We start from the raw sequence: 17,180 nt of genomic DNA on the forward strand, positions 1-17,180 counted from the left end.
ATTATAAAAAAGATGCGGAAAAATTATCTTAGAGTTATTAAAATCAGATACAAAAACAATAAAAAATGAAACACTTAATAATGAAGCATTAAAAGAGTTAACCTTAAGCGGAATTATAAGATTTCCAATGCCGGCGGTTGCAGAATTTACATATGGAGGTTCAATAGTAGCTGAAGTATTAAATAAAATAAAAAATATTCAAGCAACTGATGAATGGAAAGATGATTTTAAATGGATTAGCAGTGAAGTAATTGCAATGATAGATGCAAGTATTAAAAATAAAAACAAAACTACAAAAATAACTAATGAAGAACTAGAAAAAAGAGGGTTTGCCAAAAACGGAGAATTAACCCAGGAGGCAATAGATTTATATGAAGCATACAAAGTAATTAACCCAGAACTTGCAATAGATGCAAAACTTGCTGAATATATCAGAAAAACACCTATAGGACCAACAGACGCTCATTTTTTACCTGTTGAAGAGAATAACAAAGATTTACTTGAAGCTATGAGACTTATAGCATATTCAATTCCAGTTGGAGAATATTTTACATTTACAGAACTTGGCCAGGCTGTAAAAGAGACATTAACTTACGGTGGTTGGGCAAGTGAAGGAAGTGTACTTGATTTATCAATTTTAGAAGACATTGCAAAAGTGGCTGACGGCGAAGAAATTGACATTGATTCACTTACAGACCTTGAATCCCTTGGATATGTTACAAATATAGACGAATTAACAAAAGCTGGAGAAAAAGCACTTAAAGTTTATAGAATTTATAGAGATAAAACTCAAAAACCGCTAAAAACATTTGCTATTGAAAAAGAAGAAATCCAAACTCTAAAAACAATTCAAAAAATCTGGGAGGAAAAAGTCCCTGAAAATCCTGAAGAAACACCTACATTTGATGAAATAAAAGCACAATTATTAGAAAGAAAAATTAAAGAATATAAAAAATTGATTGAAAAATATGGCAGAAGACTTGATGAAATGCCAAAGAAAAAACAAGAAATTGTCAAAAAATTTACAGATTTAGAAAATGAGAAAAAATGGTTTGAAGAAAATTTTGATTTAAGAGAATATTTATATTCATTGGAAGCTTTCGGATTAATAGAAGAAGGTGTTGATGAAAAAGGAAAAGCAGTATATTTTGTTACAGAAGATGGCAAAAAAGTACTGCAAGACCAAAAAGATGAAAGAGCGATCCACAGCTGGTCGGTTAAAACTTTGGCAATTTCAAATAAAATGTTTAGTGCACCAAACAGAGAATGGGTTGAAGAGGCTAGACGTGAAAGAATTTTAGGTACATATGAACCTACAAAATCCGGTTTGATGTATGAAGAAATTGCAACTCATAAAAAGTTACCATTTATGACAAAATATGAAATGGATATTTTCAAAATAATTCCAAATAACGGAATTGCATGTGAAGATATTTTAAAAGGAAAAAGTGAAGAAGAAAAAACAAGAATTTTTGAAGCAATAGATAAATTAGAAGCAAAAGGATTTGTTGAAGTATTGCCTGATGGACATATTATAGAAACTGAATATGGAAAAATGATGGATGAAGCTATAAGCTCAGTTCCTGAAGGATTTGGAGCGCCTATTAATCCGACAATTTACAGAGTTGTAAAAGCTATAGCTGAAACTGGCAGTATGTATGTAAAAGAGAAAAAAATAAGAATTCTTCCTGAAAATATAAAAGAAGCTGTTAAAAAATCAAATCTTGGCAAAGAAAGCTTTGAAAAAGCATATATTGCTGCAAGAGAAGCCAAATATTTAGGAAGAAACAGCGTAAACGAAGCAGGCTTACTTATGCTAAAAGCCGTTGAGATTTTCAACGGTTAATTTTTTTCTTCCCAATGAAGTTCTATTCCTTTTGAAGTGGTTACAAATCCGGTTATTATTATTTTTCCAACATGCACCATTTTATGATGCTTTTTACAAAGAGGAATTAAATTAAATTTATGATTTACGGGGACATGGTCAATAAATCCTTTTTCTGCCTGTTCTTTTGGGAAAATATGATGTACATCATCAACCGGTGCCCCGCATATTGCGCATGTTGTAACAATTACTTTTTTATTATATCTGCTTTTTCTTTTTTTTATTAAAAGTTCAAGTTCGCTGTATTCTTCATTTAATTTTTTTCTTATATTTTCTGCAGTTTTTAAAAATTCACTGTCCAAATAAATTGATTTTGCAAATTCAAGCCCGTATACGCTGCTACCGCTCCCCTCTTTTAGTTTTCTGTCGTATATTAATTTTTCACCGTCAAAATAAACCTCCAAATGCCTGGCGACGACATTGGGCAAATTTTTTATTTCTTCTAAATCCATCAACTGATGCAGATGTGTTGCAAATAAAAAATTTATATTCTTTTTTGCAAGCTTAATTACAGCACTTGCGACAATGGACATAGCAGATAAAGTTTCTGTTCCATGTGCTATCTCATCACCTAAAACAATGGAATTAGAATCGGCTCTGTTGAAAATATTTTTAAGTTCAAGCATTTCTACCGCAAATGTAGAAAGTCCTTTTGAGAGATTATCTTTTGCTTCAATTCTTGTAAAAATTCCGTTTATCGGTTTAAATTCCATTTTGGCAGGGACAAAAAAACCGCTTTGAGCCAAAAAAATGGCTATTCCTACACTTTTCATAAGAGAGCTTTTTCCAGAGCTGTTAATTCCATACAAAAGCATTCCGTCATATTCATTGAAATCTATATCGTTTGGAATATAAATTCCGTTTTCCTGATTCACTTCTATTAACGGATGCCTTAAATCCCTAAAAATTGGTCTAATATTTGAAATTTTAGGCATAAAATAATTAAATTGTTTTGCAACCTTGGCACTGCTGACCGCTACGTCTATTTGTGCGATTTCATCCGAAAGAGATTGTAAAACATCAAATTCCCTTGATATTTCATCCAATTTTTTTAAATATAATTTTGTAGTTTTTTTTATTATTTTATTATCAAGAGTTATAATTTTATCACTTATTTCTTCTATAATCTCTCCTGAAATTTTCACACTGTTAGTTAAATTTTTAATCCTAAAATCTTTAAAAAAAACATTTTTACCGTTTATTTGTGTAAACGTATTTAAAAATTTATCTTTTATTAAATTAAATCTTGTTTTTGTCAGGCTCAAATAATAACCTTCTTTCTCCAATTGAGAAAGTTCTACTTTTACATCACCCAATTTTTCTATTTCTTCTTTGATTTTTACAAGTTCATTAATATAATGTTTTTTTTCTTTATTCAATTCATCAAGCTCTTTATTTATACCCTCGTTAAAAAAATTTTCTTTTATATCTTCAATTTTTACATTTATTTTGTTTAAATCAAAATGCCTTTCAATATAATTTAAAAAATTATCGATTTTTAAAGATTTCTTTTTAAGCAGAAGATAAATTTCGCTGCATGATTTGAGGGAACTCACTAAAAAACTTAGCTCAAACGGATGAAGTCGTTTTAATTTTATTTTTCTGTCTATTTTTTCCAGATCATATATGTCTTTAAGTAATTCTTCAAATTTCTTAAACCTGTTAAGCATAAAATTTACGGCTTTATACCTTTTTTTTAATTCTTCTTCATCTTTTATGGGATTAAAAAGCCTCTCTTTAATTAGCCTTTTTCCCATTGGGGTTTTAGTTTTATCTATTAATTTTAAGACTTTACCTATTTCAAGCTGTTTGATGGGATTGTTTCCTAAATATACAAATTTTTCATCTTCTATAAGTTCAGGAAATTTAATGTGTTTAATCAAATCTTTATTGTGGGAAATGACAAATTCAAGCAAAATACCCAAAGATTCTGTAATTAACGGATATTTTTCCAAATTCATAATTTCAATGGGAGTTAAAAGCGAATGTATTTTATAAACTCTTTTAAAAATTTCATTTTGATAATTTATGTTCATTCTTGTTCTGTTTATAATTATATTTTTACCGTCAAGTTCCAAATAATTCACAATTTCATCACAATCAACATTTTTTAAAGTTAAAATAATTTCGTTTGATTTATATGTCTGAAGAAGTCTAAACAGTTCATCCAGGGCAAAGCTAACATCATCTTTTGTAGAATAGTTTTCGTATATGTAACTTTTTCCTGTATTTATATCAATATTTGCATATCCCACATGAAAAGCATTGTATTTTTCGACAATTATGGAAGTTACATAATTTTCATACGTTTTTGAATATTCTAAATTTACCCCTGGTGAAATTATTTCAGAAAGATATCTTTTTACATTAGGAGGTGTGCCTTTTTGTTTTATAAGAATCAGAGTGTATTTATTTTCTTCTATTAATTTTTCTAAATATCTGTCAAGCGCATGATTTGGAAAACCTGCCATTAAAGGATTTTTCACATCAATATTGGGTATTGATTTATTTTTTTTTGTAAGTTGAATATTTAAAATATTTGCTATTTCTCTTGCTTTTCCAATTCCATCTGTTTCATATGTTTCAAAAAAAGTTCCGACTTCCATTAAAACAACGGCATTTGGATACAAATTATCATAATATTTTTGAAGTTCAAAATATATTTCAGTTAAAAGTTTTCCTTTTTTATTAAGGAATTTATTAATATCCATTATTACCTTTTTTATATATAATTATATCAAAAAGGAATTTTATGAAAAAATTAATTTCTATTATTATTTTTGCAAATTTTGCCTTGGCAATAAACTGGAACACAATAGTAGGGGTTTTTAAAAAAACTGTTAATACTATCTCTTATACGATTGAAACAACCGGCGCCAACCCGAGGGTTTATGAATTTGACACTCAGGGATTTCCAAAAATGCATTGTATTGTTATTTTCAGAGACAATACAAGCACATCACCTGCTATGCAGTGTGTTGAAACAAAACCTGAATATATAAAATTAAATAAAAAAATAATAAAATGATTGTAAAAATAACCCTTACACTTTTTTTAATAATGGACCCTTTTGGCAATTTACCTGTTTTAATATCTTTATTAAAAAATTATGATAAAAAAACAAAAATTAAAATACTTATAAGAGAATTATTAATATCACTCTTTTTAATTTTTATTTTCATATTATTTGGAAAGCAAATTTTAGAGCTTTTTGGACTCAGTGAAGCGTCTGTTTCAATTGCAGGCGGAATAATTTTATTCTTAATAGCATTAAAAATGATTTTTCCATCAAATGAAACAGAAAATACGGATAAAACTGATTTATTAATAGTACCGATTGCCATTCCGATGATTGCCGGACCGTCACTGCTTGCCGTTCTTTTATTGTTATCAAACAGTTACAATTTTCATATTTTATTTACTGCTTCTATCATCTCATGGGCTTTAACATCATTTATAATTATATTTTTTACCTATTTGGCTGAATTTATTCCATATAAATTTTTCAATGCTGCAGAAAAACTTATGGGAATGTTGTTAATCGCCCTTTCAGTTCAAATGTTACTTGATGGAATAGCTAATTATCTACATTTAAAATAATTTCAACTCCTCTTATATTTCCAGCTAAATCTTTAAAAAATTCAAACTTTTTTATCCCTTTTTCTTTTAAAAATTTACTTAAAAGTTCTTTTTGATTATACCCTATCTCAATTATTGCATAAGGGATTTTAAATTCTATTGCTTTATTAATAAGTTTTTTTACAATATCAAGCCCATCACTCCCACCATAAAATGCCTCATCAGGTTCAAATTTATTTGGTTTAGGATAAGAATTTTCCACATACGGAGGATTAGCAATAAGTAAATCGGCTTTTTCATTAAATAAATCACATTTTTTAAACTCAATTTCTACATTATGTAGTTTTGCATTTTTTTTAGCAACTTCAATGGCAATTTCATTTATATCAGTTGCTATCACTTCAGCCCCTGTGTGTTTTTTAATCTCAATTGCAATTACCCCGCTTCCAGAGCAGCAGTCAATTACTTTAAACTTGGTACTTGGTACTCGGTACTTGGCAACTTGGCAACTTTTTATAAATTCTATCGCCCTATCAACCACAACCTCAGTATCATCCCTTGGAATTAAAACCCCCTCACTAATATAAAATTTATCTCCGTAAAAATAGACCTCTTCAAAAATATATTCAATCGGATATCCGTTTTTTACTTTTTCCTGAATTTCAAAAAATTCTTCTGGTACTTTCAAATCATCATTCAAAAAAAGCCATGCTTTATCTTTGTTTAAAAGTTTTTCTAAAATATAAACACTCTCAGGAAATTTTATAACATCTTTAATCCTCAATTGTTAACCTTTTTATTAAGTTTAAATAAACACTGTAAGCACTGCTAAAAGCCCATTGAAAATTATATCCCCCAAGCTCACCTGTCACATCTAAAACCTCCCCTACGAAATAAAGTCCTTTTTGAAATTTACTTTCCAAAAATTCATTTAAATCATTTGTATCAACTCCCCCTTTTGTAACTTCAGCTCTATCAAATCCAAAAGTTCCGGCCGGGGCGAATGCATAATTATTTAAAAGTTTAAGTTTTTCTTTTTCAGCATTGCTTAATAATTTAACTTTTTTATCTTCTAAATTTTGGGCGTTTAAAAACTCTTTTACAAATCTCTTTGGGAGTGGGAGCTGAGTAGAAATTTGTTTATTTGGGTTTTTAAGAAAAGTAAATACATCTTTTTTTAAAAAACCGATACTTATTTTACCTTTATCCCACCATAAAGATGCATTTAATATTGCAGGTCCGGTAAGTCCCCTGTGAGAAAAAAGAATATTTTGCCTAAATTTTTTCTCACCTGCTTTTACAACAGATTCAAATGAAATACCGCTTAAATTCTTAAACCAGCTTTCACTTTTTTGCACTGTCAATCCAACAAGCGCCGGACGCAGAGGAGTGATTGTATGTCCAAAATTTTTGGCTATTTTATATCCAATATCGCTTGCACCAAGTTTTTTATAGCTTATCCCCCCTGTTGCCACAACCACATTTTTAGCATAAAAAAACTGTTTATCAGTAAGAATTTTAAATCTGTCCTTTTCAAATTTAACCTCAATAATTTCTGCTTTGAGTATCTTTTTTACATTTCTTTTAAAAAAATTAAGTAATATTTCACTGCTTTTAAAAAAATATTGATTTTTTTTAGCTTCAATTATTTCTAAATTATTTCTTTTCAGCCAACTAAGTAAATCTTTATTTGAAAATTTTTTTAAAACTTTTCTAACTAACTCTTTATCGCCTCTGTAATTATTTTCGGTTACTATTTTATTGGTAATATTGCATTTTCCACCGCCGCTGATTCGTATTTTAGCTCCGATTTCTTTATTATGCTCAATAACTAAATAATTCTTTTTTAAAAGACTTCCCAGAAAAAGACCGCTTGCCCCTCCTCCTAAAATTGCAGTATCAATCAATCTCGACATTTCTTATATCTATAAAACTGCCGCTTTCAAATTTATCTAAATTATCAAAAAGTTTAACAAGTTTTCTCACGCCTTCATTTAATTCAATTTTACTTTTATCAACTCTCTCAACTGAGCTAAATTTTTCCCTCTCAGCTGAAATTACTTTTCTTACCATATCTGTATCAATTACCCCTGGAGCTACGGCAAAAACAGGAGTATTAATTTCTTTTGAATATATACTTACCATCATATTTAAAACACACTTACTAAGAGCATATCCTCCCCACCCGGGATTTCCGTTTACTGCAGCACCGCTGCTGATAATTACAATTTTTTTAGCCCATTTTTCAAGCAAATCTATTAAAACTTTATTAGCCCACACATTTACCATGAAAATGTCATTAAGTTCTTTTACACTCCATTCTTTCATTAATTTAATTTCACCCAATATCCCCGCATTTAAAATAACTAAATCAAAATCAGTGTTAAATGCTTCAACTGCTTTATATAAATTTTCAATATTTGTTAAATCAATTTTATAAAAAGGAATGTCAAAAGGACAACTTCTCCCAATCCCATAAACTTCATCACTTCTTTCAAGATATTCATTTACCAATCCATAACCTATTCCTCTACTTATTCCTGTAATTAAAACTTTCATATTTGCCCCTAAATTAATTCAATATAGATTTAAAAAATCTTTTTAATGAAATTTCTCCAGGATATTTAGAAATTGATACCGCATTATTTATTAATGCAATAGGTAAAATTGAATTTTCATACATATTGCATTTTAAAGTTTGTATTATATTCAATATCTCATTTAAATTAACAAAATCTTCAACATTAGGATTTTTTATTTTATCATAGTTTTTAATTGGTATAGTACATACATTTATATTTTCATATTTAGAATTAAATATTACTTTGCCTCCATAGTAAGTTGTTCTTCCATACAAATTTTCATCATTATATAATCTTGGCAATATATTTTTATAAATATAATCATTACTAAGTAAAATATACTCTCCTTTTTTTAAAACATTTTCTTCACTTAAAATTTTTGCATGCTCAACAAAAGCTCCACTTTTTTCAATTCCTATAATATTTAACTCAATTCCTTTTAATAAAAAATATACTATCATCTCTCTCATAGGTTTATGTAAATTTGCAGTCTGTCCAAAAAATGCTAAAGGTCTATCAAGTATAAATAAAAATTCGGATAACTTAGATGGATTTCTTGTATATATTTCTTTAATAATAAATATCATTAATAATTGCTCAATAGCGGATAAAAGATAATTAACAATTCCTTCCGCCCCGGTATCTTCATCAATTAATTCATGAAGTCTTAAAATATCTGTAATATAAATTTCACCATTATTATTTGTTACAAAATTTACAAATTCTGACCTTTTTAATTTTATATTTTTAATATTAGGATTTATAGGATGAGTAGCTAAATTCCACTCATTTTCAGGAATATCACGAAACTCTCTAAAAATTAACCACTTTAAAGCTGATGCAAGATTAAAATTTTCTTTACTAAAAAAATTAAAAATTGTACTTCTAACAAAATGTGTAAAACTTTCATAATTATCATTCATTATATTCTTTACAGGTAAAATAAATTTTGATTTAGCAGCATCTTTTATGGTATTTATTTCTTTTGGTGAAATAAATTCTTTATCTTTTAAATTTTAAATCTTTTTTAGAATCTAAAAATAAAGCCCCTATTTTTATAGCTACTAACTTTGAACTTGGAAATTTTTTTGCTGTTATGGAAGACAATCCACCATCTATTGCAATTACATATTTTATATTGCTATCTTTTTCATCTAAAGCATTAAATAAATTACTGAAATTATTTAAATCAAATTTTTGCTGAGGTATATAACAGTGTGATAAAAATTTTTTACTTTCTTCATCTATAAATTCACTATGTCCTGTTTTACCTGCAAATTCTATAGGTTTTTTTCCACTACTATTATAACCCATTTATAACCCATTTTGATTTTCTTTTTTAAATTTATCTATTTGCACAGGTATTACAAAAGGATTAGATAATAATTTCATTCTTACAAATCCTTTATCAGTATCAACACTAAATTTTTTTAAAGAATTTAAAAAATCTTCAAAATCATAAAATTTTTTTATTTCTTTTAACTCATCTTCATTATTTAAATGTGCTATAAACCAATTTTGCGTATTTTTTAATATATTTGAACTAATTGAACTAACTTCTTGTGTAGCATATATCATACCAAGATTTAATTTAGCACCCTCTTTTGCTATTCTATTATAAATTTGAGTTAAATCTTTATCTTCTTTTTTTGGAAACAAATTATGAGCTTCTTCAAAATAGAATTGAATAAAATTATTTGGTTTTAATTCTGTAAATCTTTTCATAGAATCATTAAAGATATATTCACAAATCCTTTCAGAATAGACTTTTTGAATTTCTTCATCTCCTTGCGATAAATCAATTATAACTATTTTTCCTTTTCTAAGATTTTTTAGAATCTCTAATTCAAAAGATTCTTTCAAAGTATTTGTATGATATTTTGCCATTGGTCTAATTTTTAAAAAACCACTAATTGAATTATTAGAACCAGGTTTATTAATCTTTGTCAGCATTCTTAAAATCGATTGAATATCTTCATCAAAATATTCTTTTCCTTCTTTTTTCTTATAGTTAGAAAAAAACTCCCATTTATTATAATTTTTCCAAGCTTCTTCAAACCAAATACAAGCTTCTTCATATGAAATTTCTTTATATGGATTTATTGGACTATTAGGTTTTACAAGTTCATTAATTTTTTCCTTTCCTGGAAACTTAATTTTATTTTTATAAGGTTTAAAACCTGCTTTATACAACATACATTTATATGCTGCTATTTTTCTATCATATCTTGTTTTTATACTATGATTTTCATCATAATCATCTGGTTTCGTTAAATCTATTGACAAAAAACTTCTAACATAATCACTATTATCACCACTTTCTTCAAGAAATTTTTTAATTAAAGAAAAAGCCTCTTTTACATTTCGAGACCGCTTCATTTTTTGTGTAAAGCATAAAAATCATTTTAAATAAGGTTTTAGTCTGTTTTCAAAAATTATACCAAATTGAGAGATAATTTCAGCCCAATTTGATATGGATTTTAGCCATTTTTTTGAAATATCCTTATATATTAAATATACCAGTCTTTTTAACGAATCATCATCATTAAATCCTCCTTTCGTTTTAGTTATTTTTCTAACTTGTCTGTTAAATCCTTCAACAGTATTGGTAGTGTAAATAATCCTTCTAATAGGTTCTGAATACTCAAAGTAAGTTGATAATTCTTCCCAGTTGTTTTTCCAAGAATTAACAGCTAATGGGTATTTTTCTCCCCATTTTTCTTCAAGTTCAAGTAATGCAATTTCAGCTGCATCTTTTGTTGGAGCTTTATATACTTTTTTTAAATCAGCCATAAACTCTTTTTGGTACTTAGAACCAACATATTTCATTGAATATCTAATTTGATGAATAATACACCTTTGTACTATAGTTTGAGGAAAAACAGAGTTTATTGCTTCACTAAACCCTTTTAATCCATCAACCGAAGCTATTAAAATATCTTTTACTCCTCTGTTTTTAAGCTCTGTTACAATGTTTAACCAAAATTTTGCACCTTCATTCTCTGTTATCCACATACCAAGTAAATCTTTTTTGCCTTCTAAATTTATTCCTATTACAAAATGTAATGCTTTGTTTTTATAAAAACCGTTATCATCTTTTATTTTAAACACCATAGCATCCATATATACTATTGGATATATGGGGTCTAATGTCCTATTTTGCCACTCTCTTATTTCAGGAGTTATTTTATCTATTATTCTTGAAATTAAGCTATCACTCATTTCTACATCATACATCTCTTTTACCTGTTTTTCTATATCTCTTAAACTCATCCCTCTCGCATACATTGCTATTATCTTATCATCTATCCCACTGATAGTCCTTTGGCCTTTTTTTACTACTTGAGGCTTGGAATATTTAACCTAATCTCTCCACTGTCACTACGAACTGTTTTTGAGTAATAACCATTCTTTGAAATATCATTATTCTCTACGAACTCTTCAATCTCTGCTTTTAGCATATTCTCTATCATATTCTTCATAAATTCTTTTGTTAATTTTGATATATCTTCTTGAGTTTTACATTGTTTGCTTAATTCTTTAAAATCTATATTATTTAATACCGCTTCTTTTCTCATAATATATCCTTTCATTTTATTTTTTTCTTATTCTAATTTATCTTACACAAATTTTGAAGCGGTATCTTACATTTTCAAAAAAGTTAATTTTTAATACTTTAAAATTTGGCTTATCAACAACACTATATCTTATAACATCTTCTTTATATACATCATAAATTGCTGTTCCTTCATCCTGTAAATTAGGATTTGCATATTCTCCATTTATGTCAAAAATTATTTAACCTACTTTATATTTTGGTTTACCTTCATTATTAAAAGATTTAGCATCATCTTTTGATAAATCTATAGGAGCATTAGGTAAATACTTATTTATAGCTTTTTCAGAAATTTCTTTTACTGCTTTTATAATCATTTTTACCGTATTCGACTTACCGGTTCTAGTCATACCAAATAAAGCAGTTCTTGTTCCAAGAAAATCCTTAGAAGAAATATAAGCAGGAACTTTTGATTCTTCTTGTTGAAACCTTTGTGTAGAAGAATATCTTACATTACCTATTTTAAATATTCCTGATTCACTCTCATTATAAATAAATTCTTTCATTCCTTGATTTACTATAAACTTTAAAATCTCACTATTAGCTTTATAAACTTTATAATTATTTGGAGAATAATAATTCTCAATATCAGCTCCAAATCTTACTTTTCCTTTTTTATCTTTATAAAAAACTCCTAATATGCGACATTCAATACCAGAAAAACTTAATTCATATCTTGTATATGGGTCTAATTTACTCTCTTTTTTTGAACCTTCTCTACCTGTTATATCTTTATCTTCTTTATAATATGCTATCATAGTAGTGATAATATCATTATCCATCGGCAATTTTGTTGGATTTATAACTCTTAATAATAAAGCCTCTTTATTTTCTTTTTCTGCTTCACCTTTATAAAAAGCTAAAAGAAAACACCCTTTTGGAATACCTTTTACATTACATTTCCAAAAATCACAAGTTAATAATTTAATAGTTTCATAGTCTATATAAAATGGATTTCCAACAAAAAATTCTTCTTTATTGCCCTCTTTTAAAATGTCAATTGAAACAATTTCATCTAATTTATCAAATAAACTACTTATACTCATTGTTTATTCCTTTATTATGTTTTCAAACCTTAGTTTAGATTGCTCAACATATTCCTTTTTTAACTCACAACTTATCCATCTTCTATTAAGCTTTTCTGCTACAAATCCTGTAGTATTACTGCCTGCAAATGGATCTAATATCAAATCTTCTTCATCAGTCAAAAATTCTACAAAAAAAGAAACTATACCTGGATGCATTCTGGCTGGATGAGGTGTAATGCCAAGTTCTCTACATTTTTTTAAAAAAGAATCATTAGACGATGTATTAGAAAAACTTAATACATTATAAGGCAATCTAACTTCTCTATTTTCATCCAATGGCTCTAATTCAAACAAATTATGAGAAATACTTCCCCCATTATTTTTAAGAAAACTTTTTTCGCTTATATTATGTTCTGATGGTCTTTTTCCTGAATTATAATTTTTTCTTTTTAATAAATTTTTCATACTTTTACTATAAGGTCTTAAAACTTTTCTATTATCTGCTTTTGGAAAATCGCTTTTTGCTATCCACCAAATTCTTGTATAACTATCAATAGTGCGAATTCTATTTACTGTTACCCATTGTGCTGGAGATGGTAATCTTGAAGGATTATATACTATAAATTCCTGAATAAGCCTTAAATTTGCTTTTTCATTTTTTACTAATCTTAATAAAGCTTCAAAAGGTAATAAAGAATGAACTGGTCTTTTCTCTTCCCACGAATTTCCAATTTCAATTACTAAAGAACCATCTTCCTTTAACAAATCTTCAAAAATAGGTGCAAGAGATTCAAACCAATTTAAATATTTTTCCCCTTTTAAATTTCCATACTTTTTTTTATTATTTAAAGGAAAAGGAGGAGAAGTAATAATTAATTGAAATTTATTTTTATAGTTTTGTTTTAAAAAATTATCATATAAAGAAAAAAAATCTTCACAAAACATTTTACCTTTTATAGTTTTATATGAAAAACTCATACTTTATCTTCCTTTTCAAGTTTCTCTAACCTCTCTAAAATCGGTGGATGTGAATAATAAATAAATGAATATAGTTTGCTTACATGAGGAAAATGTTTGTTTTCTGCTACGAGCTTTTTAAGAGCGCTTGCCAAGTCTTTTTTGCTGACCAATTCACTTCCCATTTCATCTGCACCAAATTCATTTTGTCTGCTTATTAAATTAACAAAAGGCTGCAATATAAACATAATCATATCCATAAATAACAATGCCAAAATAATTATATTTACCCCGTTTTTAGGTACATGAATCTCTTTAAACAGATTATCAGGTAAATTTCCAAAAACTGCAAAAATTATAAAAAGCATAACTCCGACAACCGCAATATTTTTTAATATATCTTTGTGTTTAAAATGCCCAAGTTCATGCCCGAGCACTGCCAAAATTTCATTTTTATTCAGTTTTTTTAAAAGCGTATCAAATAAAACAACTCTTTTACTTTTGCCAAGCCCTGCAAAATAGGCATTAAGTCTTGTATCTCTTTTGCTTGCATCCATTACAAAAATACCGTTGCTTTTAAACCCGACTTTTTCCATCATATTTTCAATATCGGTTTTAAGTTCTTCGTCTTGTAACGGCTCAAATTTATTAAAAATACTTGCAAATATAGGATATAAAACATTTATTAAAATCACTACCAAAAATGTAAAACCAAACCCTATAATCCACCAGTTTTTAAAATGTTCTATAAAATAAATCAACCCTGCAAAAAATGCCCCGCCTAAAATTAAAAACAGGACTATTTTTTTAACTTCATCCACAAAAAAAAGTTTCCATGGAGCCACGTTAAATCCAAATTTTTTATCAATATGTTTTTCCCATATATTTATAGGAAGTGTTAAAAGATAATTTACCACAAAAAAAACAAATAAAATTTCCAGTTCACTAAGCAATGTATTTTTGTAAAGTAAAAAATTTATAATAAACAATCCCCCACTCATCCAAAATACAACCAAAAACATACTTATTAATGCGTTAAAAATATTAAGAGTGTGTTTATAAATAGCATAAAATGCAGAATTTTTATACTCTTCTACATTCATAAATGAAACAATTTCAGGAAAAACTTTTTTAATATAAAAAACTTCTTTTATTTCTATAATAATTTTTACAAAAATATAAAGACCAAATAAACCTACCAATAAATTTACCAAAATTTGTCCTTTTTTAAAGAATTTTATCAAATTTAATTAATTATATAAAATCATTATAAACATAGGGACTGACTAAATGTAAATATTTTAAAATAACTTCAAAGATAAAAATATTACAGCTCAATGCTTCATTTTGCTAAAGCACCACTCAAATTTTGTTAAATTCCGCAACTCTGTTATATTTTAACTTTTTTGTTATTTAGTCAGTACCTAAACATAAAGGAAAATAAAACATAAATTAATTAATATAAATAAATTAAAATAAGCAAGGAGCCATAATAACGATATATATAAGGAGATAATGAATATTATACTCTGCATATCAAAGGTGCCAGACCCAAAATGATAGTAAGTAAACAATAAAAAAGGATTAATGATAAAGAAGATAACATATTAAAGCTTAGCGGGGACCTACTTTCCCACACCCGCAGGGTGCAGTATCATCAGCGCTGGAGGGCTTAACTTCCTGGTTCGGAATGGGACAGGGTGTTTCCCCTCCGCTTTGCCCACTAAGCTTAAATATATTATCTTATAAATTAAAAATTAGCTGTTAAAAGTCTTGTCTCACGTCCGCTTAAAAGCCATTCGGGTTATTAGTACTGGTCAGCTCAACCCCTCGCAGGGCTTACACCCCCAGCCTATCAAGCAGGTAGTCTTCCTGCACCCTCATGGGAAGGCTCATCTTGGAGTGGGCTTCCCGCTTAGATGCTTTCAGCGGTTATCCCTTCCGAGCTTGGCTACCCAGCGCTGCCCTTGGCAGGACAACTGGTACACCAGTGGCTCGTCCAACCCGGTCCTCTCGTACTAGGGTTAGCTCTCCTCAACCTTCCTGCGCCCACGGCAGATAGGGACCGAACTGTCTCACGACGTTCTGAACCCAGCTCGCGTACCGCTTTAAATGGCGAACAGCCATACCCTTGGGACCTGCTCCAGCCCCAGGATGCGATGAGCCGACATCGAGGTGCCAAACCTCCCCGTCGATGTGAGCTCTCGGGGGAGATCAGCCTGTTATCCCCGGGGTACCTTTTATCCTTTGAGCGATGGCCCTTCCACTCAGAACCACCGGATCACTAAGACCGACTTTCGTCTCTGCTCGAGGTGTCTCTCTCGCAGTCAGGCTGGCTTGTGCCTTTACACTCTTCAGACGATTTCCAACCGCCTTGAGCCAACCTTTGTGAGCCTCCGTTACTCTTTAGGAGGCGACCGCCCCAGTCAAACTACCCGCCAGGCACTGTCCCCCAGAAGGATTACTCCTGCGGGTTAGTAGGCAGGATATCCAAGGGTGGTATCTCAAGATCGGCTCCACCAGAGCTGGCGCCCTGGCTTCTCAGCCTCCCACCTATCCTGCACATGGATATCCCACCTACAATGCCAAGCTGTAGTAAAGGTCCACGGGGTCTTTCCGTCTTGCCGCGGGTAGGAGGAATTTTCACCTCCACTACAATTTCACTGGATCCCTCTCTGAGACAGCCCCTCATTCGTTACGCCATTCATGCAGGTCGGTATTTAACCGACAAGGAATTTCGCTACCTTAGGACCGTTATAGTTACGGCCGCCGTTTACCGGGGCTTCAGTTCACCGCTTCGCCTTATGGCTAACGGATCCCCTTAACCTTCCGGCACCGGGCAGGCGTCACACCCTATACCTCCTCTTACGAGTTAGCAGAGTGCTGTGTTTTTGGTAAACAGTCGACAAGAGCGCTGTGCTGCGACCCCTTTCGGCTCCACTCGCAAGGAGCTTCACCTACTCGGGGCACACCTTATCCCGAAGTTACGGTGTCAGTTTGCCGAGTTCCTTAGAGAGGGTTCTTCCACGCGCCTTAGAATACTCATCCCGCCCACCTGTGTCGGTTTACGGTACGGGCTACTAACAACTCAATCGCCTTAGAGGCTTTTCTCGGCTCAGGGCATCTCCGATTCCCCCTCCGCTCCGAAGAGCTTTGGAGGCCTGTCGGGTCTCGGGCTATTGAAGAGCGGATTTGCCTACTCTTCACCCTACACCCTTCGAACCACTATTCCATCAGTGACCTCGGTTAACCCCAAGCGTCCCCCCTTCGGCTCATTGTTAGTAGGTAACGGAATATTAACCGTTTCCCCATCGACTACGCCTTTCGGCCTCATCTTAGGCCCCGACTAACCCTACACTGACGAACATCGTGTAGGAAACCTTGGGCTTTCGGCGAATGGGATTCTCACCCATTTTATCGCTACTCATGCCTGCATGCTCACTTGATGACGCTCCACCGCTCCTTACCGGTACGGCTTCTACGCTCTCATCAACGCTCTCCTACCACTCTTACAAAGTAAGAATCTACGACTT

13 protein-coding genes, 2 rRNA genes and 1 pseudogene (1 of these 16 running past the window's edge) are annotated in these 17,180 nt (G+C 30.3%); 3 read left to right on the plus strand and 13 right to left on the minus strand.

What is annotated here, in order from left to right; genetic code table 11:
- Positions 1-25: 25 nt before the first annotated feature.
- Positions 26-1,846 (plus strand): DUF505 domain-containing protein, encoded by a 1,821-nt coding sequence (locus tag DZ67_RS0100960; protein WP_236617798.1) that lies wholly within the window; start codon positions 26-28, stop codon positions 1,844-1,846.
- Here DZ67_RS0100960 and DZ67_RS0100965 read toward each other — a convergent pair.
- The gene (locus DZ67_RS0100965; RefSeq protein WP_024791694.1) at positions 1,843-4,596 is read right to left on the minus strand and encodes a MutS-related protein; all 2,754 of its coding nucleotides are present in this window, start codon (positions 4,594-4,596) and stop codon (positions 1,843-1,845) included. The genes DZ67_RS0100960 and DZ67_RS0100965 overlap by 4 nt on opposite strands.
- 41 nt (positions 4,597-4,637) lie before the next feature.
- On the opposite strand from DZ67_RS0100965, the gene DZ67_RS0100970 reads away from it, so the two are divergent.
- A complete protein-coding gene (locus tag DZ67_RS0100970; protein ID WP_024786848.1) occupies positions 4,638-4,913 on the plus strand; it encodes a hypothetical protein in 276 nt (91 codons plus the stop codon).
- On the plus strand, positions 4,910-5,485 hold the full coding sequence (locus DZ67_RS0100975; protein ID WP_024786849.1) for a MarC family protein: 576 nt from the start codon (positions 4,910-4,912) through the stop codon (positions 5,483-5,485). Before DZ67_RS0100970 ends, DZ67_RS0100975 begins: the two co-directional genes overlap by 4 nt.
- On the opposite strand, the gene DZ67_RS0100980 is transcribed toward DZ67_RS0100975, so the two are convergent.
- The 12 genes and pseudogenes from DZ67_RS0100980 to DZ67_RS0101035 form a co-directional block, all read right to left on the minus strand.
- Positions 5,463-6,248: a peptide chain release factor N(5)-glutamine methyltransferase gene (locus DZ67_RS0100980; RefSeq protein WP_024786850.1), complete on the minus strand. Its 786-nt coding sequence runs from the start codon at positions 6,246-6,248 to the stop codon at positions 5,463-5,465. The genes DZ67_RS0100975 and DZ67_RS0100980 overlap by 23 nt on opposite strands.
- On the minus strand, positions 6,238-7,380 hold the full coding sequence (locus DZ67_RS0100985) for an NAD(P)/FAD-dependent oxidoreductase (protein WP_051428452.1): 1,143 nt from the start codon (positions 7,378-7,380) through the stop codon (positions 6,238-6,240). Before DZ67_RS0100985 ends, DZ67_RS0100980 begins: the two co-directional genes overlap by 11 nt.
- Positions 7,364-8,023: an SDR family NAD(P)-dependent oxidoreductase gene (locus tag DZ67_RS0100990; protein ID WP_024791112.1), complete on the minus strand. Its 660-nt coding sequence runs from the start codon at positions 8,021-8,023 to the stop codon at positions 7,364-7,366. The genes DZ67_RS0100985 and DZ67_RS0100990 overlap by 17 nt, the downstream gene beginning before the upstream one ends.
- Positions 8,024-8,036: 13 nt before the next feature.
- Entirely contained in the window at positions 8,037-8,969 is a 933-nt protein-coding gene (locus DZ67_RS0100995; protein ID WP_024791695.1) for a hypothetical protein, read from the minus strand.
- 79 nt (positions 8,970-9,048) lie between these two features.
- Positions 9,049-9,360, minus strand: coding sequence for a hypothetical protein (locus DZ67_RS0101000; RefSeq protein WP_024791696.1), 312 nt, complete (start codon positions 9,358-9,360; stop codon positions 9,049-9,051).
- Positions 9,361-10,332, minus strand: coding sequence for an ATP-binding protein (locus tag DZ67_RS0101005; protein WP_201768311.1), 972 nt, complete (start codon positions 10,330-10,332; stop codon positions 9,361-9,363).
- 114 nt (positions 10,333-10,446) lie between these two features.
- Positions 10,447-11,624: pseudogene (locus DZ67_RS09620) on the minus strand (IS256 family transposase).
- 220 nt (positions 11,625-11,844) lie between these two features.
- The gene (locus DZ67_RS09625; protein ID WP_051440274.1) at positions 11,845-12,708 is read right to left on the minus strand and encodes a helicase HerA domain-containing protein; all 864 of its coding nucleotides are present in this window, start codon (positions 12,706-12,708) and stop codon (positions 11,845-11,847) included.
- Positions 12,709-12,711: 3 nt separating this feature from the next.
- Positions 12,712-13,668 (minus strand): DNA-methyltransferase, encoded by a 957-nt coding sequence (locus tag DZ67_RS0101020; RefSeq protein ID WP_024786857.1) that lies wholly within the window; start codon positions 13,666-13,668, stop codon positions 12,712-12,714.
- Positions 13,665-14,861, minus strand: a complete 1,197-nt coding sequence (locus DZ67_RS0101025; RefSeq protein WP_024790515.1) for a M48 family metallopeptidase — start codon at positions 14,859-14,861, stop codon at positions 13,665-13,667. Before DZ67_RS0101025 ends, DZ67_RS0101020 begins: the two co-directional genes overlap by 4 nt.
- Positions 14,862-15,259: 398 nt before the next feature.
- Positions 15,260-15,375: ribosomal RNA gene (gene rrf, locus DZ67_RS0101030) — 5S ribosomal RNA — on the minus strand.
- Between the two features lie 58 nt (positions 15,376-15,433).
- Positions 15,434-17,180 (minus strand): 23S ribosomal RNA (locus DZ67_RS0101035); it runs 1,159 nt beyond the window's last position.

The organism is Lebetimonas sp. JS138, assembly GCF_000523335.1.
In the GTDB taxonomy this organism is placed as follows: Bacteria; Campylobacterota; Campylobacteria; order Campylobacterales; family Nautiliaceae; genus Lebetimonas.

Coding starts and splice junctions, on each gene's coding strand:
- DZ67_RS0100965 (WP_024791694.1), bottom strand. CDS start 4,596: ATGGATATTAATAAATTCCTTAATAAAAAAGGAAAACTTTTAACTGAA.
- DZ67_RS0100970 (WP_024786848.1), top strand. CDS start 4,638: ATGAAAAAATTAATTTCTATTATTATTTTTGCAAATTTTGCCTTGGCA.
- DZ67_RS0100975 (WP_024786849.1), top strand. CDS start 4,910: ATGATTGTAAAAATAACCCTTACACTTTTTTTAATAATGGACCCTTTT.
- DZ67_RS0100985 (WP_051428452.1), bottom strand. CDS start 7,380: ATGTCGAGATTGATTGATACTGCAATTTTAGGAGGAGGGGCAAGCGGT.
- DZ67_RS0100990 (WP_024791112.1), bottom strand. CDS start 8,023: ATGAAAGTTTTAATTACAGGAATAAGTAGAGGAATAGGTTATGGATTG.
- DZ67_RS0100995 (WP_024791695.1), bottom strand. CDS start 8,969: ATGAATGATAATTATGAAAGTTTTACACATTTTGTTAGAAGTACAATT.
- DZ67_RS0101000 (WP_024791696.1), bottom strand. CDS start 9,360: ATGGGTTATAATAGTAGTGGAAAAAAACCTATAGAATTTGCAGGTAAA.
- DZ67_RS09625 (WP_051440274.1), bottom strand. CDS start 12,708: ATGAGTATAAGTAGTTTATTTGATAAATTAGATGAAATTGTTTCAATT.
- DZ67_RS0101020 (WP_024786857.1), bottom strand. CDS start 13,668: ATGAGTTTTTCATATAAAACTATAAAAGGTAAAATGTTTTGTGAAGAT.